Genomic DNA, 23,074 nt, shown 5'->3' with positions numbered 1-23,074 from the left:
GTGACTGACTCGAGAATCACCCCGGACTCGCACACGCCCATCCCCACCAAATGGGTGGGCCCCATTCACATCTCCGGCCCCGTCCTCAGCGGCGCCGTGGAAGTCCCGCTCGCCACATACGAAACGCCGCTGTGGCCTTCGTGCAACCGCGGCGCGGACGTCTCGCGCATGGTGGAGGGCGGTATCCGCGTGTGCGTGGCCGATGAGCGCATGTCCCGTTCCGTGCTTTTTATTGCCGACGACGCCGTGGCGGCTCTCTGCGCCGTCACCGAAATCGCGGCGCGGCGCTCCGAGTGGGAGCGGGTGGTGGCCGGGCAGTCGCGCTTCGCGCGCCTGCTGGATATCCACCCCGAAGTGGTGGGAAATTTGCTTTTTGTGCGTTTCGAATTTTCCACCGGGGATGCCTCGGGCCACAATATGGCCACCCAGGCCGCCGAAGCTCTCATGGGCGCGATATTAGCGGTGTGCCCGGAGTTGGACTACGGCTCCATTTCCGGCAATTACTGCATTGATAAGAAACCCTCTGCCGTCAATGGGATTCTGGGGCGCGGGCGGCGCACCATCGCCGATATTTTTATTCCGGATGATGTGATCGCCCGGCGGCTGCGCAGTGATGCGCACCGGATTGCCGAATTGAATTACCGCAAGAACTGGGTGGGCTCCACGCTCGCCGGGGCGGTGCGGTCGGCCAATGCCCACTACGCCAATATGCTGCTGGCGGTCTACCTGGCCACCGGGCAGGACGCCGCGAATATCGTGGAAGGCTCCCAGGGCTTTACCCACGTGGAAGAACGCGAAGGCGGGCTTTATGTGTCTTGCACCCTCCCGCATCTCATCGTGGGGACGGTGGGCAATGGCAAGGACCTGCCCGGAATCGAAGCGGTGATGGAGCGCATGGACCTGGCGGATCGCAGCCGGCCGGCCGGGGAAAATTCCCGGCGCCTGGCAGCCATGATTGCCGCCACCGTGCTGTGCGGGGAATTATCCTTGCTGGCCGCGCAAACGAATCCGGGCGAGCTCATGCACGCGCACCGTAAATTTGAACGCGGCGGGGCGCCCGCGCCGGCCAACAGTGCTTCTGTGAACAGTGTTTCCGTGAACGGTGTTCCGGCAGGGCAGCCCGGCGGCTCGGCCGGCCAACAGCACTCACGTGGTGAGGAGGACTAAGTGAATATCGGCATTGACGCACTGGCCTGCGCCACCTCGCATTACTGCCTGCCGCTCGCGGATATGGCGGAAGCCCTGGACGTGCCCGTGGGTAAATATCACGTGGGGCTCGGCCAGGAACATATGAGCATCCCGGCCCTCGATGAGGATGCTGTCACCCTGGGGGCCCAGGCCGGGGCGCGCCTGCTGGCCGCCACCGGCACGGAGGGAATCCGCACCGTCATCTTCGCCACCGAATCCGGGGTGGATCAATCGAAATCCGCCGGGGTTTTCCTGCACGCCCTGCTCGGGTTGCCGCGCCATGTGCGCACCGTGGAAATGAAGGAAGCCTGCTACGGGGGGACCGCTGCGCTACAGAGCGCGCTCGGTATTGTGGCGCGCCACCCGAAAGAAAAAGTGCTGGTGATCGCCGCGGATATTGCTCGGTATGCGGCGGGCGGAGCTGGCGAACCCACTCAGGGGGCGGGCGCCGTGGCTTTCCTGGTGAGCGCGGAGCCACGCCTCCTCACCATCCCCGCGGTGAGCGGCGTTTACACCGCCGATATCAATGACTTCTGGCGCCCGAATGATTCCAGCACCCCGCTGGTGGACGGCCACCTTTCCATGGACGCCTATATGGATGCCCTCACCGGGGCCTATGATGATTACCTCGCCCAGGGTGGCATTCCCGCAGCTCAACTGGCTCGTTTCGTGCACCACCAGCCCTTCGGGAAAATGGCCCGTAAAGCCCACGCCCGCCTCATGGCCCATACGGGCGACCCACGCGGCGATGAGGTGATCGAAAGCGGCCTCGCCTACGGGCGCCAGATTGGTAATTCCTACACAGCTGCCCTATATATCGGCATCCTTTCCCTGCTCGGCACCGACCCGGCCGATCTGACCGATACTCCCATCGGGCTCTTCTCCTACGGCTCGGGAGCGGTGGCGGAATTCTTCACCGGCATCCCGGTGGCCGGCTACCGCGAACGACTGCGGGAAACCGAGGCGGATGCCGAAGGCGTAGCCGCGATGCTGGCCGCGCGCGAACCCATCGATTTCCCCACCTACCGCGTTTTGCACGGAGCCCTGCGCACCGACTCCGCTGATTTTTCGACGCCGCCCCAGACCACCGCACCCTTCCGCTTCGCCGGAGTGAGTTCCGGGGTGCGCCAGTACGAGGCGCGCGGGGAGAACTAATACGCCAAACCCGAGGTAAAGCCGGCGCTCAAACTCAGGGCGCAGCCGCGCGCCACGTGAACACTCCTTGCGGGTGGGGGAGTGGGAACGGGGCGGCGTCGTCGTCGTACCAAGATGGCGACACCCACGTGTGCGGCGCCCCGCAAAATAATCGTCTTTCGCATCGAAACTCGGCGATACTGGAGGGGAGCCACCCGCGCCGCGCTGGGCGAAAATCGGCAGTCTCCGAAATCTGATACAGTTTTTCTGCGCGTGTCAAGTGACGAAAGACTTAGGAGACAGTACGATGGGGAACATGACTCAACGACCCGCAGATGTGGAACCGAACTGGAGCGTCTCCGGCGGCGACCACCATCCTGATACCGAATACACGATTTACACAGTTGTTCATCGCCCGGCCGGCAGCCCGGCCCCCGCGGATCTTTCGAATGCCACGGCGCGCATCGATGGCGTTATTGCCGCGCATCCGGAGGTTACCCTGCGGGGCTTCTACGATCTGTCCAATTTGCATGAGCATGCCGATCTCATGGTGTGGGTGCACGGGAAGGACCTCGCCCCGCTCCAGGATTTCATGCGTGATCTGCGCACCACGCCGCTGTTCGAAAATCTCGATGTGACCTGGCAGGTTCCCGGTGTGCACGTGGCTGCGGAATTCAACCGCATGCACGCGCCGGCCTTCCTGGTGGGCGATAAGCCGCTGACCTGGCTGTGCACCTACCCCTTCGTGCGGCACGCCGATTGGTACCTCATGGACGGCAAAGAACGCGCCGTCCACCTGCGCGAACACGGTATGGCAGCCTCGAAATTTGAGGGGATCCTCGCCAATACGGTGGCGTGCTTTGGGATGTCGAATTACGAGTGGATGCTCGCCTTTGAAGCTGAAGATCCCACCCAGATTGTGGACCTCATGCGCGCCATGCGCTATACCCAGGCGCGGCGCTGGATGAAGCACGAAACGCCCTTCTTCTTCGGGCGGCGGTGCGAAACTAGCGAGCTTGCCAAGATTCTGCGCTACGAAGCCTAAACGGTGCTTACGCCGTAAACGGTGTTCACGGATAAGCAGCGCTTACACAGGAGATTCATGGACTACCAAAGCCAACAGACCAGCGCCGCCCTGGTGGCCGAACGGAAAGCTCCGCGTGCCACGCGCATCACCCGCGCCCCGGGCGAGCATATTCTTGCGGGAAGCCCCGCGGTGCAGCATGCCGCCGCGCGCGGGGAGCATTGGGTGAGCGAACCGACCGCCTACGATGCCATCGTGCTCGCCTCTTTCGGCGGGCCCAACGGCCAGGAGGACGTGCTTCCCTTCCTGCGCAACGTCACGGCCGGGCGCGGCATCCCCGATGACCGCCTCGAAGAAGTGGCGGTGCACTACCGCCTCAACGGGGGCAGCTCGCCGATCAACGGGCAAAACGCGGCGCTGCGTGCCCGCCTGGAAAGTGAGCTCGCCCGGCGCGGCCACAATATTCCCGTCTACTGGGGCAACCGCAATTGGGAACCCTATATTTGGGAAGTGGTGCGCGAGGCGTACGAGGATGGCCACCGCACCCTGCTGGCGGTGCCGACCTCGGCGTATTCGGGATATTCCTCCTGCCGCCAATACCGGGAGGATTTCGCGGACGCGCTCGAATACGCGCAGATCCCCGAGGATATGCGGGTGGATAAACTGCGGGAATTCTTCGATCACCCCGGTTTCGTGGTGCCCTTTATTGATGGCCTGGCGGCTGCCTACACCCAGATGCGGGAACGCGGTTTTGCCGCTGAGGAGATCGAAGTCCTCTTCACCACGCATTCCATTCCCAACCGCGCCAATGAGCTCTCCGGCCCGCCCGAGCTGGGCGGCGGGCTCTACCTACGCCAGCACGAAGCGGTACGCGATGCTATCCGCGCCGCGGTGGAGGAGCAGGTGGGGGCCCGCCTGAGCTGGCAGATGGTCTTCCAGTCGCGTTCCGGCCCGCCGCATATTCCGTGGCTGGAACCGGATATTAATGATGTTATCGAAACGCTGCCGGGGCGCGGGCGGCGGGCCGTCGTCGTCGTTCCTATCGGTTTTGTTTCCGATCATATGGAAGTGCTGTGGGACCTCGATAATGAGGCCAGGGCTACGGCGCAGCAATGCGGCCTGGCTTTCGCGCGGGTATCCACCCCGGAAGAGCATCCGGCGTTCGTGGCCGGGCTGGCTGATCTGGTGGAGGAGCGCCTGGAGGGGCGCCCGCGCGCGCAGCGGGCCCACCTCACTGAGATGGGCCCGTGGTTCGATCTGTGCCCGGCGCATTCGTGCCGGAATCCGCACCTGCCCGAGCTGCGCGCCATTGGCGGCTTCATCGGGGAAGGCGTGGACGCGTAATTATTCGGTGGCTGCGGCGGTGCTGGTGCCGGTTTCGTTCTGCGGCGCGGCCCCGGTAGCACTGCTATCGCCGGTTTCGCCGGCATCGCCCGCACCGCCCGCCGCCAGCCGCTTCGTTTCGCCTTCCACGCTGCGGGCAGCCTGCTGGGCGGCCTCGGTCTCCACGCTTTCCGGGAAGAGCACCGCGCGGTAATAGCGCAGCTCGTCGATGGAATCGTAAATGTCACCGAGCGCCCGGTGGTGCCCGAACTTCTCCGGCGACACAAAATACGCCTTCGGGTACCAGCGCTTCGTCAGCTCCTTAATGGAGGAGACGTCAATAATGCGATAGTGGAGGTAATCGACCAGCTCAGGCATGTATTCGATGAGGAACGTCTTATCGGTACCCACCGAATTACCGCCCAGCGGCGCCTTGCCTTCCGGCACCCGCTCCTTGAGATAAGCAAGCACCTGGCGCTGCGCCTCGGCCACGTTCACCCCGGTCTCCCATTCGTTAATAAGACCGGACGAGGTATGCATATCGCGCACAAAATCATTCATCTGCGCGACCGCCGCATCGGAGGGCTTAATAATAATATCGATGCCCGCGTCCACCGGCTGGAGGTCACCGTCCGTCACAACAACGGAAATTTCCACCAGCTCATCAACGCGGGGATCCAAGCCTGTCATTTCGCAATCGATCCAGACAATCGGATCGTTCAGATCGTGGTAACTCACCCCTCCATTCTAAGCACACGCGCGCGGGCGGGCGCGTGCGGTCCGCGTGGGGAAGGGATGGTACGACGACGCCGCCAGCTGGCAGGCCGTCACTCCGCTACAGAGCGGCTCAATTCACGAGCGCCCCCGAAAGGATTCGAACCTTCGACCAACGGATTAGAAGTCCGGTGCTCTATCCACTGAGCTACAGGGGCCTGGCGCGCGCCCGGCACAATATGTAACGAACTTTCACAATACGCAATGAACTATCACGGTGCGGAAAGAACGATCACGTTGCGCAGAAGCGGCGCTCTTAATGTACCCGAATCGGCGGCGCGGTTAAAACTACGCGCCCGCGTCAAAATAGTGAACAATAGAGGGGTGGCTCAATATCGTGATGTTCCTCGTCTCATCGCTCGCACTATCGACGCGCTCAATAAAGCGCGCTTCCCCCTTGCCCTACCCGGCTCGCGCGATATCGAAGCCGAGCGCACCCAGCTCATCACCCAGCTAAAAAACCGGGTGCTCCCGCGGATGGAACGGGAAGCCACCCCGGCGGTGGTGGTGCTCGGCGGCTCCTCGGGCGCCGGGAAATCCACCCTCTTCAATTCGCTTTTCGGGGAAGAACTCTCCGCCGCCTCGGTGCTGCGCCCCACCACCCGCACCCCGGTGATCGCCGTACACCCGGATGACGCCCCGCTCCTGGACGGCCACGTGCTCACCACCCTGGCCGAGGTACGCGAAAGCACCGGGGCAATTCCCGGGCTGGTGCTGGTAGACGCCCCCGATCTTGATTCCGTGGATGCCGATAACCGCGCCCTGGCCCGCACCCTCCTCAATAGCGCGGACCTGTGGATTTTTGTGACCACCGCGTCCCGCTACGGGGATGCCACCGCCTGGTCGGTGCTCACCGATGCACACGGGCGCGGGGTGACCACCGCGGTGGTACTCAACCGGGTCCCGGCCAGCGCCACGCCTACGGTGCGCGCGGACCTGGCGCGCCGTATGGAAAGCTCCGGGCTGGGCGACTCCCCGCTCCTCATCGTGGCCGATAACGGCCCCACCGCCGGACTCCTTCCCCCCGCCAGCGTGGCCGAACTGCGCCAGTGGCTCGAATCCATGTCCGAAACCGGCTTCGGTCAGGCGCTCATCACCCGCGCGGATGCCGCCATGTTCCCACATATGGGCGAACGCCTGGAACACATCGCCGCCGCGGTGGAAATGCAGGCCGAAGCCGTGGAACACCTGCGCTCCGTGGTGGAGCAATCCGCCACCGCCCCGTGCGAGGCCCTGCGCAAAGCCGCCCTCAGCGGCCGCTTCGGAGCCGGAGCCCCCACCACCGCCTGGCTTTCCGCAGCATCGAGCGGCGGGCCGCTGGCCGGCATCAACCCGGCCGCTACCCCCGGCCTGGGCGCGCGCGGGCGCACCGGGGCCCGCGATGCCGCCATGACCACCGTCTTCGAAGCGGTGCGCACTGCCGCGGATGTCACCCTCACCCAGCAGCTCAGCGAGGTCGCCGAGGCAATTCTCACCTCCTGGGCTGGCGGGGTCATTGACACCCGCGAACTCGCAGCGCAGGCCCGCACCGCCCTCGACCTGGACGCCATCCGCTTCCGCGCCTTCTCCGCCTGGATGAGCTACCTCAAGGGCGCCGCCACCGCCGCCCCGCCTAACCGCTGGTTCGGCACCGCCGGGATGGCCGCGGTACTCGGGGCCGCAGCAGGGGGAGTGAACGGGGCGCGCCCCCTGGCCGAAGGACTCTACCGGGCCGGGGCGGTACGCGAGGCCCGCGAAGAACTCGCCCGGCTCCTCGACGGTGCCCTCACCGAAGTTACGGAGGTATTCCTCAGCCAGCTCGGGGATGTCGAGCTCGGCTCGGGGCGCACGCTCCGGCTGCGCGCCGTCGAATTTAAAGACAGGTTCTAGTGGAGGAAGGGAAGAAGCTCATGGACACAGCCACCGTGACCGCGCGCTTGGAGCAGCTGCGCGGCGTCGTCGCTCAAGGAAAAGATCTGTTCGATCCGTATGTGCTGCAGCGGGCCGAACGGGAACTGAAGGAGATTTCCGGGCGCCTGGAGGCGGGGCTCGGCCTGACGGTGGCGGCGCTCGCGGGCGGCACCGGGTCGGGGAAGTCCACGCTGTTCAATGCGCTCACCGAGCTCAATTTCGCGGACGCGGGGGACGTGCGGCCCACCACCATGGATATCACGGCCTGCGTGTGGTCTCCGGCGGCCCGCCCCGTGCTGGAGGCTCTCGGCGTGAAAACGGAGCGTACCATTTCCCATAATTCGCTGCTCAATACCTCCAAGCGTGATCTTGATTCCCTGGTGCTCCTTGACCTGCCCGATCACGATTCGGTGAGCCTGGGCAATTCGGCGCTCGTCAATCGGATTTTGCCGCTCGTGGACGTGCTGGTGTGGGTGCTCGACCCGCAAAAATACGCCGATCACCTCATTCACGATTCCTATATCGCGGCGATGCGCGAACGTGCCGACCGCATGATCGTGGTCCTCAACCAGATCGATACCCTCCCGGAGGGCGGCACGGAGGCCATCACCGCGGATATCCGCAAGCTGCTGCGGGCGGACGGCATTGCCGATAGCGTCCCGATTTTCCCGGTCTCGGCGCTGCGACGGCGCGGGCTGGAGCCGCTGCGCGACGCCCTGGAGAAGGCGGCCGGGCTCACGAATGCCGCGCTGGAAACCACCGCCGCATATCTTGACGAGATCGGAGCGCGCCTGGGCGAGGGCCTCGAGGCTGCACCGGTGCATTTGGAGGCGGAGAAGGCCGAGGAGATCGCGCGCGGGCTGTCGGTGGCCTCCGGGGTGCCGGCGGTGGCCGAGGCGATTGCTGGGGTGGGCTGGCATGCCCGCGCCGTGGCGCCGCCTGAGCAGCCCGCCGCCACGGTGGTGGACGCGCACCGCGAAGCATGGCTCGCGCACGCGACGAGCGGCCTGCCCTGTTTGTGGGCGCGCCGGGTGGATGAGCGGGTGAGCGACGCTGCGTCCCTGCGCCGCGCCATTGGTGGGGCTTTGCGGGCCGTTCCCGTGCGTGGCGGTGGGCGCGGGGCCCTGCTGGGTGGCGTGCTCGCCGGGATGCTGCTTGCCGCGGCGTGCGTTGGTGCGGGCGTCGCGGCGGTGGCGCCGTGGTGGGCGGCGGCTCTTGGTGCGGTGCTCGCGTTGCTGTGCGGTTTCGCCCTGGGATGGTGGGCACGACGCCGCAGCGCAGCTGCCCGGGCGCGGGCGTACCAGCGCGCGGTGAATAAGGAGCTGGGCGCGGTGGTGGAGAAGCACTGCGTTGCTCCGGCGCGGGAGGTGCTCGACCAGTACGCGCGCGTGCGCCAGGTGGTGCGTGGGGATTAGTCGGAAACTTTGAGAAAACGCGCTCACAGAATACGGATGTTAATGGTCCAAGCGATATCGATTGACTGAGTCCAATTTTCTCCACAAACTCGGCTGCGCGCTGTAGAATCCTGGTAAAATTACTGATCGGAGCAGGGATGCTACAAGTTAATTACAACGTAATCAACCAGTACTACAGGTTCTCCTTTGGGCCGTGGGACACATTTGTGAAACCGCTCGGGGGGGGGCCGCATTTTTCCTAGCCGTGGGAATCGTTATTGGAGTATTCTCCGATAACATTAGAACGTTCGGGTTTTCCTTGGCTGCCTTACTGGGAATCGGTGCAGTATTTTGTTTGGTAATGAAATTCGTGCAACAGAATGACTTCGAGCAATTAGAAGTCCAATTCGATGAGCAAAGCTATGCGCTCATTCAAAACGAAAAACAAAAAAAGAGAGATTCTCTTGGCACTCTTCTCGTGAGCGATATTCCGGTATTTACTTCTGTAAGTGCAACGGATTATCCCCTTCCGTCCCCCGAAAATTTTCAGGTTCGTTCAGTTTGGGGGAATATGCCAGATTTATATGCAGTGCCATCACGAGGGCGGCCATATTCCTCCATCAAACTGAAAACTCTGTATTGCTCTCAAGGATGGGTGTACGGTGCTCAAGAAGTTTTTGATCGCCGACAGAAGTACAGTGAGTATTTGGGAAATATTCAATGGCCAATTAGTGAAGTTGACGTTTCTTTCCAGGTTATACACGGTGGGCGAGAGATTGCTCTGGTAGTTCGAAATTCTGGGGAAACGTGGTCAATTTATTTGGAGAATTCACCAGAGGAAATTGCGCACGTCCAGTCTCTGCAAGATCACGTGAGGAAGACTCGAGGACGTCCACAAAACTAGGAGTCTAGTTACGAGGTTATGGAACCTACCGGTATCGGTTCCTGAGAAGATGAGCTATCCACAGGTTGCCGAAATGTCATGGTTATCCACAAGCAGGCTCATGCGGATAGCCGGGCGAGCGTGAGCGGGTCATGATGGTGTCCACCGCCCGCACGTGGCGGTGGGAAAGGACAGCATCATGGTTAATGACACCATCGTCGCGGTACGTGGATATGCCGGCGGCAACCCGAAAGTTTATGAGAATGCCACCAGTGGGGATGTCACCACGGTTAATCTCGGGGTGACCCCGCGCTATTTCTCGCGGGAAACTAACCGCTTTGAGGACGGCAATACTATTTGGTACACGGTGCGTGCGCGCGGCACCCTCGGCCGTAATATCCAAACGTCGGTGACTACCGGCACCCCGCTGCTGGTGCGCGGGCGGCTCGATATGCGCGAATGGACCGGTAAGGACGGTTCCACCATGCGCGGGCTCACCCTCTTTGCCGATGCCGTGGGAGTCGAGCTCACCACCGGGAGGGCCAGCTTCGTCAAAGTGCGCCCCGATCCGAGTGCGGAAACAAATGGCGGAACCGCTGGCACGGTGAGTTCTGCGGATACAGCGGCCGGGGAAAGCACCCCGGGGGATGGCCGCTGGCTCACCGAGGCGTCGGATTCTTCTGAAACGTCGGGTGAACCTCTCGGGTCAGCGGGAATAGGTGTGCCGCCTCCGGCGATGTCACCCGATGCTATGTCCCCTGGAGGAATGTCTCCTGACGCGATGTCAGCGGATGAAGCCATGCGCTCGGATCCGTCAGGTGGCGCATGGTGATGCCGAAAATGCCTCTACTCACCCGTTGTTCTGATAGGTACACTACAAGCATGCCCGAGTTTAATTCCTTGGAACAAACCCCGGACCACTTCACTATTTCCGCGCCTAGTTATTGAGGGGAGGGATGTAATGATGAGTATCAATATTGGTGAAGAAATGCTTGACCGCCTTGAAGAGCTTGCGGGTGACAATGCCGAAGTAGTGGCACACGAGGCTATTGAAGATGCCCTCAACCTCATTGAGGCGGAGAAGAGTTGGGCGGATGTTGAGTCCGGCAAAGAGCGGCTCGTACCTTTTGATGAGGTGGTGCGTCATCTTGGCTTGGAGAATTAGTTTCAGTTCCTAGGCAAGTCGTATACCGGAGAGACATCTACCAGACTCGTTAGCGATTCTTTTACCACCACGTAGATATCCATAGTGTGCCGCGATGGCATGCTATCTACTTGAGAAAATCCCATTCCTTCCCGGTTCCAGTCACATCGGGGGGACTTTTCGCGGGCGGCTCGGTACACTGGTCTGGGCCGCTCGCGCAACACCTAGCGCGATGCGCGGCACTGAATCGCGAATCAGGACGGGATAAGTGGCTGAATACATTTACCAGATGATCCACGCTTCCAAGCGTGTGGGGGATAAGACCATCCTTGACGACGTCACCATGGCGTTTTTCCCCGGAGCCAAGATCGGCATGGTCGGTCCGAACGGTGCCGGTAAATCAACAATCTTGAAGATCATGGCCGGGCTGGATGAGCCCTCCAACGGGGAGGCGCGCCTCTCCCCGGGCTACACGGTGGGTATCCTCCTCCAGGAACCTCCCCTCGAAGAGGACAAGACCGTCCTGGAAAACGTGCAGCTAGGGCGTAAGGACATCCTCGAGAAGATCACCCGTTTCAACGCCATCGGTGAAGAAATGGCGAATCCGGATGCGGACTTCGATGCTCTCATGGAAGAAATGGGCAAGCTGCAAACGGAGATTGATGCCGCGAACGCTTGGGATCTGGACTCTCAGCTGGAGCAGGCCATGGCCGCGTTGCGCTGCCCTCCGGGGGATACCCCGGTGTCGGTGCTTTCCGGTGGGGAACGCCGCCGCGTGGCCCTGTGCCGCCTGCTGCTGGAAGCCCCGGACCTGCTTCTCCTTGACGAACCTACGAACCACCTGGATGCCGAATCCGTGCTGTGGCTCGAAAAGCACCTGAAGTCCTACGCGGGCGCCGTTATCGCCATCACCCACGACCGCTACTTCCTGGACAATATGGCGCAGTGGATCGCGGAAGTGGACCGCGGCCGCCTCTACCCCTATGAGGGCAACTACTCGACCTACCTGGAAACCAAGAAGGATCGTCTGGAAATCCAGGGCAAGAAGGATGCCAAGCTCGCCAAGCGCCTCAAGGATGAACTTGAGTGGGTGCGTTCCTCGGCGAAGGGCCGCCAGGCCAAGTCGAAGGCACGTCTGGAACGCTACGAAGAAATGGCAGCGGAAGCCGAACGCACCCGCAAGCTCGACTTCGAAGAAATCCAGATTCCGCCGGGGCCGCGGCTGGGCAATGTGGTTATCGAAGCGAAGAACCTCAAGAAGGGCTTCGGGGACCGCGTGCTTATCGACGGGCTCTCCTTCTCGCTGCCGCGTAACGGCATCGTGGGCATTATCGGCCCGAACGGCGTGGGTAAAACCACCCTCTTCAAGACCATCGTCGGCCTCGAACCCCTCGATGCGGGTGAGTTGAAGATCGGGGAAACGGTGAAGATCTCCTACGTGGATCAGAACCGCGCCGGTATCGACCCGGAGAAGAGCCTGTGGGAAGTTGTTTCTGACGGGCTGGATTACATCCAGGTTGGCCAGGTGGAAATGCCTTCGCGCGCCTACGTTTCCGCATTCGGCTTCAAGGGCCCGGACCAGCAGAAGAAGGCCGGGGTACTTTCCGGTGGTGAACGCAACCGCCTCAACCTCGCCCTCACCCTCAAGCAGGGCGGCAACCTGCTGCTCCTCGACGAACCTACCAACGACCTGGACGTGGAAACCCTGTCCTCCCTGGAAAACGCGCTTTTGCAGTTCCCGGGTTGCGCCGTGGTCATCACCCACGACCGCTGGTTCCTCGACCGCGTGGCCACTCATATCCTCGCCTACGAAGGCACCGATGAGGATCCCTCGAAGTGGTACTGGTTCGAAGGTAACTTCGAAGGCTACGAAAAGAACAAGGTGGAACGCCTGGGTGAAGCCGCACTCAACCCGGGTGCCGGCGCCCACCGCAAGCTCACGCGCTAGTCAAACTGACGCGCTAGGCGGCCACCGCGCTAAGCGCGCGTGCGAAAAGTTCAGGCGCGCTAACTGCGCACGGGCACTATGTGCGCACGAGCACGAGCCAACCGCTCATGCCCGTGCGTGCAGCGCCCACACCGAGTAGCTGCCGTCAGCTACTCGACATGCTGCTCGGGATGGTCCGGGTGTCGTTCTGGCACCCGGACCATTCCTTCTTGGCTCATGGAGGCAATATGGCGGCCGTCCTGGAAGAACTTTGCGTTCACCAGGGCGCGCCCGTTCTGCGCGGAAACACACTCCATCTCCGCCAGAATCCACTCCGACATATCGAAATTGCGATGCCACCAGATCGCGTGATCGAGGGTCGCCACCGAAATCCCGCGGGAAAGCCAGGCCAAGCCGAGGGCCCGCAAGGCCGGCTCCAACATGAACTGATCTGCCGAATACCCGAGCATCGCTCGCTGCAACGTACGCGAGGTCCCCTCCGGCATCGGCGAACGCGCCCGCAGCCACAGATGCTGCTGCGGAGAACCCGAAGGATCAGGCCGCAGGTAGATATCACCTTCCACCCGCCGCATATCAATCCCGTTCGTGGACGACATCACCTTCGCGAATACATTATCGAGCGCCCCGAAGAAATCCACCGAAGACGGCAGCCCCTCGGGCCCGGGAACATCCGGCATGGAGGAAGCCAGCGTAGGCCCGGGCTGGCGCAACTGGAACGACACCCGAGCCGTGAAAATCAAACGGTCACCCTGATAGGCCGTGACATTACGGGTAGAGAAGGAGCGCAGATCGTTGATCTCCTCCACCTGGAAGTCGATAGGCTCATCCAGGTGCCCGGCCCGCTGGAACGCCGCGGTAATGGAATGCGCCAGCCGCTCATCCTCACCGATGCCGAGCGAGCGCTGCACATCATCAGCCGCCGCCATCGTGGCCTGCCCGAGCACCTGCCCGCCGTACACTTTCCCGGTGATCTGCACCAGGTTCTGGCCGCGATACCGCCCCGTCCCGCAGCGTTCCAGCCGCAAATTATTGAGAATCGACGCCAAGGGCTCGGTGTGCGTTTCCGGTATATCGATGCGGTGCATATCTTCCTCACTCCCGGCGGCGCGCGCCACGCTACTTCCCCTCCGCCGCAACGAGCTGCTGATATTTCTCAAACAGGACGGCCAGCCGCTCCTCATCAGAGGCAAAGGGCTTGTTGCGATAAAGTCTATCGACTGTCTCGTCAATTTTTTCGTGCGCTTCGCGGAGGTTGCGTGGCATGAGGTCCGGATCGTAGAGCTCCGCGAGTGTTTTTTCGCAGTGGTATTCGCGTACATCGAGTACGCGTAGCGCACGTTTCGTGAGTTCTTCTTTCGACGACGCCGACAACTCTGGCACGGGGAAATTGTTGTAAACAATCGTGCTCGAATAACTGATCCGGCTCTCTAATCTCCCGCAAACCGCCTTGGTCCAAACCATGTGCATATGCGATGTGAGGAGCGCAAAGAGCCAGGGTTCAGCATCGTAAATAACCTGACCTTTGTTCGATACAACTGTATCTGCGTCCAGGTAACCGATAGGGATATAGTCTCGCCGCTCCGAAGAAACCTCTGGGACGATAATCGAGTCCGTCGGCTTGTAACGAATGGCTTGGAAACGCCATGGCTGTGTTGCGTAGCTATTGGTGGATTTGTCGGTGCTTGCGGTACGCATCTGGACAACTCGGTTGAGGCGTTGCTTCACCTCTGAAATCTCAGCTGCCTCGAGCCGGTTTTCCTCCGTGAGCCACAGGCAGTAGCGGTCTTTCCCGTTGATATAGTCATCTGCTCCGATAAAGTGTTTGACCAATTCCGCGTGTTCTGGATAATTCGTGAGGAAGGATTCTGCTTCCTGGTCTGACAGAATCAGGTTCCCCCCGTCAGCAGGTTTAGATCCATTTGACATTTTCGGTAGGGAATTCGATAGGGCTCCGCGTCGAGCTGAAACGTAAATGTCTGGCCCAACTACCAAATAGGCGTTAATATTCTCAACCTGAGTTCGCACCAGGTCTGTGAAGAGGTATTTGGGATCAGAACTCTCATTACGCAGCGAGATCACCGCGACGGTGACTCCGGCATTATGGGAGGCGTTATTGCTCCACTTGAAAGAGGTGTAGGCGTAGCCGATCTCGATACCGTCCGTGAAGACATGTGGGTGGAGCAGGGCAACCTGCTCGCCCTGGGTAATGGAATTCGTGGTCACAAAAGCGAGCTTGGCCCGGGTGCCGCGGATGTAATTCGCGCCCTTAATGAACCACAGAGCAACGTAATCGAGCTTCTTCGGATACTTCGCGCTATTGAAAACATAGGCGAAGTCCTCCTTCTGGTCCTTGGTCTGGTATGTACTTCCCACATAGGGTGGATTCCCGATAATGTAAATTTCATCGGTTCCGTTATTGGGGCAGACTTCGTTCCAGTCGAGGCGGGTGGCGTTGCCGTGCACAATATGCCCGGTTTCTTTGAGCGGGATGAGGGGAATGTCCACCCCGAATTTCTCCGCGAATTCCTCGTTCATCTGGTGCTTAGCGATCCAGAGCGAGAGGATCGCCATTTCGACCGAGACGTCATCGATTTCGATGCCGTAGAAGTTCTCAATATTGATGACCGACGAAGCCAGGCCCAGGGTAGCCGCGCCCAGCTTTTCTTCCTCACCCATTCCCAGCAGGGACCAGGAGCCGGAGGTGGAGAGGCTATCGATGCGCTCCAGAATCCGATGCTCCAAGTGGCGCAGTGCTTTATAAGCAATAACAAGGAAATTGCCACTGCCGCACCCGGGATCGAAAATTTGAATCTTTGATATTCTGTCCAGAAGTGCCCGAAGTTTCTTCACTGAATTAGAAGCTGCATCGTATTGCTGTTCCAGCTCGTCGAGGAAGAGCGGGCGGATGGTTTTGAAGATGTTCGGCACCGAGGTGTAGTGCTGGCCCAGGTTGGCACGCTGCTGCTTATCGACCACGCCCTGGAACATGGAACCGAAAATATCAGGGTTGATTTCTGACCAGTCCAGGGTGCCGAGCCGCAAGAGGGAGTCCCGGGCCGCCATGGTGAAGTGGGGGACAGCCAAAGAGGCGTCGTCGTCGTTATTAATACGGAAAAGGCGGCCGTTGACGTACGGGAAGTCTTGCAGGTAGATGGGTTTGTCCGCGGCGTTTGGGGTGTCGAGGGCGCGGAAGAGGGTGCGGAGGAATTCCGCGGTGTCCGAGCCGTCGCGGGCGGTGAAGGAGCCGATGGCGCTGGTGAACTGGCCGCGCGCGAAAATGCCGGTGTCCTCCGCGAAGAAACAGAAAAGGAGGCGGGTGAAGAAAATATTGAGGCCGTGGCGGGACGCGGCGTCGGTGAGCATATCCGGGCTGGCTTCGAGGAGGTCGTCGTAGAGCTTGCTCATGTGTTCGGCGGCGCGGCGGTCCGCTTTGGTATCCGAGGCGAAATCGCGGCGCTCCATATTCGCCCACGGCAGGAAGAATGTGATATTTTTGTCGATCTGCGCGAGCGGAGTGATGAGGGAATCGCCTGTTTTCGTGTCGAAAGCGGCGAGGCTGGTGTAATCGGTGGCGATGACGAAACGGGTGTTGAAGCGGATCGCGGTGTCGCTGGTTTTGAGGTCGAGGGCCGCGGCCACGAGGTCGCCGGTGGTTTCGCGGATGTACAGCTTGTTTTTCCACGCGATTTCGTGTTCGCGGTCGGCCGCGACGTTGATCGAGCTGGCGGTGGTGGAGCGCAGGCGGGCGATGGAAGATTTTGAGATGCCGTACGCGCGCAGCAGGTCAAAGAAGAAATCGCGGGTGTAGCTGGGTTGGCCGGCCAGCGCGCGCACGCTTTCCTCGATGGTGGATAGGGTCAGTGCCACGCGCGGCTCCTTTCACGGCGGGCCCGGGCGCGCGGGTGCGGGCCGGGGTGGTATGGGACTATCTTAGGCGGTGGCTCGGCGGGAGGGGCTGCTGCGGGTGCTGCTGTAGGTGTGGGTTCATCGGTGCGCGTTAGTCGGTGCTTTCGCGGGGGAGAAGCGTTTGTTCCAGGCCCACCAGGAGGGCTTGCACCATGATGGTGAAGTATTCCTGGCTCATTTGGTTTTCGTTCTGCGGATCCGTGAGGGGCAGCAGGTAGTTGGTGAGCATATCGGTGAGCGCGGTGGAGGTGGCGGCCAGGGGCTGGGCCTCGGCCACCATGCGGCCTAGATCGTGGCGCTGCTCGCGGCGAGTGGGGCTGCGCAAATTACGCGCCGTGATCGCCCACAGAATTGTATTGATAATCGTGGTGTAGGCCTGCGGGGCGTGATGGTGGAAACCGGCCTCGTGCAATTTTTCGAAAGACGCTTCAAGGAGGGGGAGCATCTCGGCACTGAAATTGCCGTGCATCATCCGCTCCGTCACTCCCGGATGTTCAAGCAGAACCGGGCGGGCGTTCTGAGCCAGCGCCATGAACCACTCCTTCCACTCCAAGCTTTTTTCGGGCAGAGTGATGGAGCCGATGAGATGCGCGATCACGGCATCGACGATGGCATCCCGGTTGGCGAAGTAGTGGTAAATCACCGAAGGGGAGACCTTGAGCTCAAGCGCTAAATCGCGAATCGACCAATTTTCGATGCCGCGGTCACGGGAGAGGCCCTGGGCGGCCTGGCGAATTTTATCCTGGGTCAGACCGACGCGCCGGCCGGTGTTCACGGATTTAGCGTGCATATGCCCAGCATATCGCCACCCTGCATTGACATTACTAGAACAGTGTTCTAGTGTGTGTGCCGTTCACCCATTAATTCTGAAAAGGAAGCGCTATGACCGACGCGAATACTCACCCGCAACCGGCAGCGGAACCGGAATTGGAACCGGTATCAGAACGCGGATCGGAATCCGCATCGAAACTCGGAACAGAAGCCGTTCCTGAACCCGGCTCGACAAAGGGCCAGATACCGGGCCTGTTTCCACTATTTCTCACGGTACTGCTGGCCTATATGGGCCAGATGATTCTCAACCCGATTATTGCCCCGCTCTCGCGCGAAATTGGCCTGCAAGAATGGCATATCGGGGCGACGATCTCCCTGGCTGCCATCGTGCTTTCGCTGAGCTCAACCACCTGGGGGAGGGTCTCTCTGCGGCGGGGCACCCGCCCCATCCTGGTGACCGGCATGCTCGGCGCGGCCACCGCGCTCGCGGCCTTCGCGGTAGTGGCTTGGTTTGGCTTGCAAGGCGCGCTGGTGGGAAGCGCCCTGGTGATCGGGGTGGTGTTCACCCGGGGCCTGCTGTACGGCGGATCCATTGCCGCTATCACACCCGCCGCACAGACCTACATCATCACCCACACCTACAGTGAAGCGCAGCGAGTCAAAGGCGTGGGCATGTTGGGCGCCGCGCAAGGCTTCGCGACCATCCTCGGTGCACTGGTGGGCGGAACCCTGGCGGCCCTCGGCGGATTTATGCTGCCACTGGTAGTCATGCCGCTCATGATCCTGGCCGGCGTTGTGGTGCTGCTGGTGACTTTCAAACCCACCCGGGGCGAGAAGCGGGTGGAGAAGCCCGCCAAAGTCAGCTACTTCGACCCGCGGGCATTCGCTTTCCTGGCCTGCGGCTTCCTCATGTTTACCGTATTTTCCACCCTAACGACCGTGTTCGGCTTCCTGCTCCAAGACGCATTGGGACTGGAAGCGGCGGCCACCGCCGGATTTACGGCCTTGTGCATGTCCATTATGGGAGTTGTCATGATTATCGCCCAGGCCGCGCTGGCACCGCGGCTCGGTTGGAACGCGGTGCAGCTCTTCCGCCGAGGCCTGGTGATCTTCTTCGTTGCAGTGGCCCTGCTGCTCTACCCGATCCACCTGTGGATTTTCGTGCTGGCCTGCGTGCTGGCAGGGCTCGGCTCCGGCTTAGCAATGCCCGGCTATAACACCGCGCCCACCCTGAAAATGGGGCCGCATGAACAGGGCGGCATGGCCGGACTCATCAACGCCAATAACGGCATGGCCTATGTGCTGGCCCCCGTTGCATCCACCGCGCTCTACGGCATCGCGCCGTGGCTACCGATTGCGGTCTGCGTGGTGCTGCTGGCATTGGGCATTCTCATGAGTGCGGTGCATCCCTCATTTAGGCGGTAGCGGGGGAGGCGGCGTCGTCGTACCTATTCCGCACGCACGCGAAAAGGCGACGGAGCATGGTTCGCGGGGTGGTGAGAAAAAACGTCTCCCCTGGGACACTTCTACGAGAGGTGCGGGGAGTCCTGTCACCGGAAACGGTACCAGAAATTGGGAGTGACCGGTAGATGATGGGGGCCTAAGCTTCTTCCACCGCGCGGAAACGGCCGGTGGCAGTGGAGCTGCCATTCGCGGTAACGATGCGGCGGGCTTGCGCCATCGCACTGTCCATATCCGCGAAAAGATAATCGCCGATGCTGAGTTGGCCCAGTTCCATGCGCTGGGCCATCTCCTGTACCTGCTTGGGGAGGCCCTTGACCAGCACGGTATTGCCGGCGTCGACCAGGCGGTTAACCACCTGCGCCAGGGCTCGCACCCCGGTGGCGTCTACGATTCCGACGCGGGAGAGGCGCAAAATTACCACGTCCACGCCCGCCAGGCGCGGGATTTCACGCTCGATGCGGTCGCCCACGCCGAAAAACATGGTGCCGTCCACCCGCAAAATAGCAATTTTCGGATCGGAGGGGAGATCTTCGCGGAAAATACCCGAACGGTTCGCCATGCGACGCAACACCAGAATCCCGGAAATAATAATTCCCACGGTGATCGCCCAAATAATATCCAGACCCACCGTAATAATCGCCGTGATCACGAAAACGGAGGCGTCCGAGCGGTTGGAACGCATCACCTGGCGCACCGTATCCGGATTAATCATGCGGTAGCAGGTCACCACCAGCACGCCGGCAAGAACCGACAGCGGGATAGCCGAGACCGCGGCGGAGGCCAGATACACCACCGCGATGAGCACCAGGGAATGGATGAGGGCGGCCAGGCGCGAACGCCCACCCGAACGCACATTCACGGCGGTGCGGACAATGGCGCCGGTGGCGGGCATGCCGCCGAAAAGCCCGCAGCTCACCGATGCCAGGCCCTGGCCCACCAGCTCCCGGTCCGGAGAATAGCTACCGCCGCGCACCATCCCCGCCGCGATCCGCGCGGAGATGAGCGACTCGATACCCGCCAGGGCCGCCACCGCGAGCGCGCCCGGCGCCAGGGCGCTGAGGAGGCTCACCGAGATTTCGGGGACGACCGGGGCGGGGAGAGCGGAGGGAATGGTGCCGATGGTGGGCACCGTGAGGCCGGCGGCCCAGGCGGCCAGGCTCACCACCAGTACCGCGATGAGGGAACCAGGGAGCTTCTTCGAGATTTTCGTGCACGCCGCAATAATGATGATGGCGGCCAGGCAGAGTAGCCCCGTGGTGAGCGCCGTTGCGGGAGTAATGCGGGTGAGGGCGTCGAATGCTGCCGGGAGGGTGCTCAGCCCGGCGCGTGCCTCCACGCCGATAATATTCGGGACCTGCTGGAAGAAAAGAATGGCGGCGATGCCCACCGTGAAACCTTCGATAACCGGCCATGGGATGAGGGAGACGGCGCGCCCCAGACCCAGCACTCCGGCGAGGAGGATGAGGCCTCCCGCCATGAGGCACAGGAGCGGCACCACTCGCGCACCGTGCGCGGCGACGATGGGTGCCAAGATGACGGCCATGGCGCCGGTGGGTCCGGAGATTTGGTAATTGGAGCCGCCGAAAATTGCCGCGATAATTCCCGCCACGATGGCGGTGATGAGGCCGGCCTCCGCGCTCAAGCCGCTGGAGATAGCGAAAGCCAGGGCGAGGGGGAGGGCTACGATTCCCACCGTGACCCCTGCGGCAATATCTTGGCGCCAATATTTTTTGGTGGCGCGCAGGTCAGCGGCGCAGGGCAGTAGGGAACGCAGATGCGTGATAAAAGCGGGCACAGAAACCTTTCACAATCTCAGCATCTGAACAGGCCATATCGCGCATACGTGGAGAGTGCGGCGCTCGGATCGTGCTGTTTCGCTGGGGATAGTGCTAGTTCGTGGCGAAAAATGCCGTTTTTCAGCGGGTTGCTGGCGTGTAGCCGATAGCGTTGGCGTGTAGCCGATAGCGCTACTGGGTAGCCGATAGCGCCGTTGTGCAGCGATGGCGTCAAGATGCGTGCTTGGTCGAACGAAGCCACCATAGCATATGTGTCCATATTTTGAGACGGTGGTGTGGAGTGGTGGTGTGGGGCCGCTTTTGGGAGTGGAGTTTTGGGACGGCATTTTTGAGGCGGAGCCTGTGGCGAGATCTTCTGGCGGCTTCGGTGTTTTTTAGGACTTCCGGCCCGGCTACAGTTAGACCATGAAAAAACGAAGCGCCGGGCTGGTGATCGCTATTGCCGTCATTATCCTCGAACTTATCGGGGGAATGCAGACCTACCTCAACCAGCTGATTTTGCCGATCCTGGCCAAAGACCTGCACGCGCAAAATCTCTACGGCGTGATTATGGGAGTATCCGCGATTGCATCCATGGCCGGGCTGCCCATCGGTGCGGCGCTCATGAATCGGATGCGGCTGCCGCGCCTCCTTATGGGTGCCACTGTATTCCTGGTGCTGGGTGCGTGTACCAGTGCCGCGGCGCCCCATATCTCGATATATCTTCTCGGGGCAGCGATCCGGGGCCTGGCCGGCTCCACCCTGGCCATGACCTCCATCGGCGCGGTAGCACTGGGGCTATCCGGGCGCGCCCGGCGCCTCACCCTAGCTTTTTCCTCCGCCAGTTGGGTGGTCTCCTCCGTGGTGGGACCCACCTACGCCGCGTGGGCAACGCACCTGCTCTCCTGGCGCTGGGCCATGCTCCTCTACCTGCCGCTGCTTCTGGTAGCCCGCTTCGTTATCGCCCTCAATCTGCAAACCGAAGGGGAACGCAAAGAATCGCCCTTCTCCTACACGGCGCTCCTTCTCATCGTGGCGGGCGTGGGAATAACAATTATCCCGGCATCCGGCCCGCTCAAGATCGTGCTCATGGTCATCGGGGTGGCGGTGCTGGGCCGCGTGGCCGTGCTCCTCATGCCGCAGGGCACCTTCACGCAAAAAACACCTCGCCGCGCCGCTCTGGCCGGCATGCTTTTCCTGACCGGCGGCTATTTTGCGGGAAATGAACTCGTCTCCCTCACCGCGCACGACCTCTACCAGGCCGGCCCGGATTCCCTGGGCATCATTATTATGGGCGGCGGGCTCGGCTGGGCCGTTGTGGGCGTGGTCTGTGGCATCAAGTCAGCCGCGTCTCGGCGTGGGTATCGGCTCCGTGTTATTTTTGGTCTCGGTTTCATCGCGCTCGCGGCGCTCTTCTTCGCGGCGTGGATTTTCTCCGGATGGCGCCCCACATCGGCTACGCCTGCCTTCTGCATCGCGTGGAGCCTTGCCGGGATCGGAATGGGCATCGCCTACCTGGACACCCTCAATATTTTCTTCGACGACCCGGACGAACCCGACGGCATCACCATCGAAGAGATGGCCAGCTCTGCCGTAATCGTGGAATCCCTGGCATCCACAATGTTTATTCCGCTCACCACCTCCATCGTGGCGCTGGCTTTCGTATCGGGAGATGGTATTTCTGCGCTGCCCTACGGAATAACGTGGCTGCTTATCGCGGGTGTAACGATCATTTCGTTTATGTATCTTCGGCGCACTTATCCTGCGCGCGCGGCGTAGGTCCTGCGCGCGGGGCGTCCTGTTCGTGCATCATAGGTCCGCCCGCGCGGCTGAGCGTGCCGAGCGCACCGGGCGCCGAGCGTACCGCGTGCGCCGAGCGTGCCGGGCGCGGTTTTCGCAGGTGTAGATTTTCGCACCGAAATAATTCGATGTTTTAGATATACAGTTCCGCATAGGTGTTGCGCCGGAATTCCCCACAAGTTGTGAATAATTAGTTAAGATGGAGGAAAGTTTAGTCGTCTCTGAAAGGGCAGAGTATGTCTATCCTGAGAGCTTTTTCCCGCCACTCACGCACCACCGCAGCCGCTATCGCGGCGCTCGCCGTTATCGGGGCAGGCTCGGTTGCCGCACTGGCACAACAGCCGGCAAGTTTCGCCACCGATTCCAACTCCATTATTACCGCGAAGCACGTTTTCGATAACCCCGGGTCCTGCTCGGCGGATGCTCCGCGCGGACGAACAGAAATTTGGAAAAACACCCGAACCGCCTCCGGTTGGGAAACCACAAAAATAGGAACGGTCGGAAATATCGTTGAAGCGATGGTCTACAACCCCGCCGACGGAAATATTTACGCCGCAACCGGATATTCAAAGGGGCAGGGGAGTGTGTCAAGTTGTTTGTGTGTGAGCATTGTTTATAAATACTTATTAAACCGGTCAGGGTAGGCCACGGACATC

The 23,074-nt window shown here is 61.3% G+C and carries 18 protein-coding genes and 1 tRNA gene; 13 read left to right on the top strand and 6 right to left on the bottom strand.

What is annotated here, in order from left to right:
* The 4 genes from ACRQHG_RS05950 to ACRQHG_RS05935 all read left to right on the top strand — a co-directional run bounded on the left by ACRQHG_RS05950 (window position 1) and on the right by ACRQHG_RS05935 (window position 4,690).
* On the top strand, window positions 1-1,167 hold the full coding sequence (locus tag ACRQHG_RS05950) for a hydroxymethylglutaryl-coenzyme A reductase family protein (RefSeq protein WP_435719776.1): 1,167 nt from the start codon (window positions 1-3) through the stop codon (window positions 1,165-1,167).
* Entirely contained in the window at window positions 1,168-2,343 is a 1,176-nt protein-coding gene (locus ACRQHG_RS05945) for a hydroxymethylglutaryl-CoA synthase (protein WP_435719775.1), read from the top strand.
* A 295-nt stretch (window positions 2,344-2,638) separates the two neighbouring features.
* Entirely contained in the window at window positions 2,639-3,367 is a 729-nt protein-coding gene (hemQ, locus tag ACRQHG_RS05940; protein ID WP_435719774.1) for a hydrogen peroxide-dependent heme synthase, read from the top strand.
* Window positions 3,368-3,424: 57 nt separating this feature from the next.
* The gene (locus ACRQHG_RS05935) at window positions 3,425-4,690 is read left to right on the top strand and encodes a ferrochelatase (RefSeq protein WP_435719773.1); all 1,266 of its coding nucleotides are present in this window, start codon (window positions 3,425-3,427) and stop codon (window positions 4,688-4,690) included.
* On the opposite strand, the gene orn is transcribed toward ACRQHG_RS05935, so the two are convergent.
* Both orn and ACRQHG_RS05925 read right to left on the bottom strand, forming a co-directional pair.
* Window positions 4,691-5,407 (bottom strand): oligoribonuclease, encoded by a 717-nt coding sequence (gene orn / locus ACRQHG_RS05930; protein ID WP_435719772.1) that lies wholly within the window; start codon window positions 5,405-5,407, stop codon window positions 4,691-4,693.
* 121 nt (window positions 5,408-5,528) lie between these two features.
* Window positions 5,529-5,601: transfer RNA gene (locus ACRQHG_RS05925), tRNA-Arg, on the bottom strand.
* A gap of 166 nt (window positions 5,602-5,767) precedes the next feature.
* Between ACRQHG_RS05925 and ACRQHG_RS05920 the strand changes: the two genes are divergently transcribed.
* The 6 genes from ACRQHG_RS05920 (at window position 5,768) to ettA (ending at window position 12,702) form a co-directional block, all read left to right on the top strand.
* Entirely contained in the window at window positions 5,768-7,312 is a 1,545-nt protein-coding gene (locus ACRQHG_RS05920) for a GTPase domain-containing protein (RefSeq protein WP_435719771.1), read from the top strand.
* Window positions 7,313-7,332: 20 nt separating this feature from the next.
* On the top strand, window positions 7,333-8,748 hold the full coding sequence (locus tag ACRQHG_RS05915; protein WP_435719770.1) for a GTP-binding protein: 1,416 nt from the start codon (window positions 7,333-7,335) through the stop codon (window positions 8,746-8,748).
* A gap of 244 nt (window positions 8,749-8,992) precedes the next feature.
* The gene (locus ACRQHG_RS05910; protein WP_435719769.1) at window positions 8,993-9,631 is read left to right on the top strand and encodes a hypothetical protein; all 639 of its coding nucleotides are present in this window, start codon (window positions 8,993-8,995) and stop codon (window positions 9,629-9,631) included.
* A gap of 178 nt (window positions 9,632-9,809) precedes the next feature.
* Window positions 9,810-10,442: a single-stranded DNA-binding protein gene (locus ACRQHG_RS05905; protein ID WP_435719768.1), complete on the top strand. Its 633-nt coding sequence runs from the start codon at window positions 9,810-9,812 to the stop codon at window positions 10,440-10,442.
* Between the two features lie 129 nt (window positions 10,443-10,571).
* Complete coding sequence (locus ACRQHG_RS05900; RefSeq protein WP_435719767.1) at window positions 10,572-10,775, top strand: hypothetical protein; 204 nt, start codon at window positions 10,572-10,574, stop codon at window positions 10,773-10,775.
* Between the two features lie 247 nt (window positions 10,776-11,022).
* A complete protein-coding gene (gene ettA / locus ACRQHG_RS05895; RefSeq protein ID WP_435719766.1) occupies window positions 11,023-12,702 on the top strand; it encodes an energy-dependent translational throttle protein EttA in 1,680 nt (559 codons plus the stop codon).
* A 149-nt stretch (window positions 12,703-12,851) separates the two neighbouring features.
* Here the strand turns inward: ettA and ACRQHG_RS05890 are convergent, their stop codons facing one another.
* The 3 genes from ACRQHG_RS05890 to ACRQHG_RS05880 all read right to left on the bottom strand — a co-directional run bounded on the left by ACRQHG_RS05890 (window position 12,852) and on the right by ACRQHG_RS05880 (window position 17,398).
* A complete protein-coding gene (locus tag ACRQHG_RS05890; protein WP_435719765.1) occupies window positions 12,852-13,787 on the bottom strand; it encodes an acyl-CoA thioesterase in 936 nt (311 codons plus the stop codon).
* Window positions 13,788-13,818: 31 nt separating this feature from the next.
* A complete protein-coding gene (locus tag ACRQHG_RS05885; RefSeq protein ID WP_435719764.1) occupies window positions 13,819-16,569 on the bottom strand; it encodes a DNA methyltransferase in 2,751 nt (916 codons plus the stop codon).
* A gap of 130 nt (window positions 16,570-16,699) precedes the next feature.
* Window positions 16,700-17,398 carry a TetR/AcrR family transcriptional regulator gene (locus ACRQHG_RS05880; RefSeq protein ID WP_435719763.1) on the bottom strand — a complete coding sequence of 233 codons (699 nt, stop codon included), beginning with the start codon at window positions 17,396-17,398 and terminating at the stop codon, window positions 16,700-16,702.
* 92 nt (window positions 17,399-17,490) lie between these two features.
* Between ACRQHG_RS05880 and ACRQHG_RS05875 the strand changes: the two genes are divergently transcribed.
* Complete coding sequence (locus tag ACRQHG_RS05875) at window positions 17,491-18,804, top strand: MFS transporter (protein WP_435719761.1); 1,314 nt, start codon at window positions 17,491-17,493, stop codon at window positions 18,802-18,804.
* A 175-nt stretch (window positions 18,805-18,979) separates the two neighbouring features.
* On the opposite strand, the gene ACRQHG_RS05870 is transcribed toward ACRQHG_RS05875, so the two are convergent.
* Window positions 18,980-20,638, bottom strand: coding sequence for a SulP family inorganic anion transporter (locus ACRQHG_RS05870; RefSeq protein WP_435719759.1), 1,659 nt, complete (start codon window positions 20,636-20,638; stop codon window positions 18,980-18,982).
* A gap of 406 nt (window positions 20,639-21,044) precedes the next feature.
* Here ACRQHG_RS05870 and ACRQHG_RS05865 point away from each other — a divergent pair, with 406 nt between their 5' ends.
* Both ACRQHG_RS05865 and ACRQHG_RS05860 read left to right on the top strand, forming a co-directional pair.
* Window positions 21,045-22,397, top strand: a complete 1,353-nt coding sequence (locus tag ACRQHG_RS05865; protein ID WP_435719758.1) for an MFS transporter — start codon at window positions 21,045-21,047, stop codon at window positions 22,395-22,397.
* Window positions 22,398-22,654: 257 nt separating this feature from the next.
* A complete protein-coding gene (locus ACRQHG_RS05860) occupies window positions 22,655-23,062 on the top strand; it encodes a hypothetical protein (RefSeq protein WP_435719756.1) in 408 nt (135 codons plus the stop codon).
* The last annotated feature ends 12 nt before the right edge of the window (window positions 23,063-23,074 follow it).

Origin of the sequence: Actinotignum vesiculae, from assembly GCF_051267215.1 — a bacterium.
Classification (GTDB): domain Bacteria; phylum Actinomycetota; class Actinomycetes; order Actinomycetales; family Actinomycetaceae; genus Actinotignum; species Actinotignum schaalii.
The sequence above is the reverse complement of the archived record's forward strand: the minus strand, read 5'-3'. Positions and strand labels throughout refer to the sequence as shown.

Bases quoted from the DNA above. Each gene is read 5' to 3' on its own strand.
- hemQ (WP_435719774.1), top strand. From the start codon at position 2,639: ATGACTCAACGACCCGCAGATGTGGAACCGAACTGGAGCGTCTCCGGC.
- ACRQHG_RS05935 (WP_435719773.1), top strand. From the start codon at position 3,425: ATGGACTACCAAAGCCAACAGACCAGCGCCGCCCTGGTGGCCGAACGG.
- ACRQHG_RS05915 (WP_435719770.1), top strand. From the start codon at position 7,333: ATGGACACAGCCACCGTGACCGCGCGCTTGGAGCAGCTGCGCGGCGTC.
- ACRQHG_RS05905 (WP_435719768.1), top strand. From the start codon at position 9,810: ATGGTTAATGACACCATCGTCGCGGTACGTGGATATGCCGGCGGCAAC.
- ACRQHG_RS05900 (WP_435719767.1), top strand. From the start codon at position 10,572: ATGATGAGTATCAATATTGGTGAAGAAATGCTTGACCGCCTTGAAGAG.
- ACRQHG_RS05890 (WP_435719765.1), bottom strand. From the start codon at position 13,787: ATGCACCGCATCGATATACCGGAAACGCACACCGAGCCCTTGGCGTCG.
- ACRQHG_RS05880 (WP_435719763.1), bottom strand. From the start codon at position 17,398: ATGCACGCTAAATCCGTGAACACCGGCCGGCGCGTCGGTCTGACCCAG.
- ACRQHG_RS05875 (WP_435719761.1), top strand. From the start codon at position 17,491: ATGACCGACGCGAATACTCACCCGCAACCGGCAGCGGAACCGGAATTG.
- ACRQHG_RS05865 (WP_435719758.1), top strand. From the start codon at position 21,045: ATGAAAAAACGAAGCGCCGGGCTGGTGATCGCTATTGCCGTCATTATC.
- ACRQHG_RS05860 (WP_435719756.1), top strand. From the start codon at position 22,655: ATGTCTATCCTGAGAGCTTTTTCCCGCCACTCACGCACCACCGCAGCC.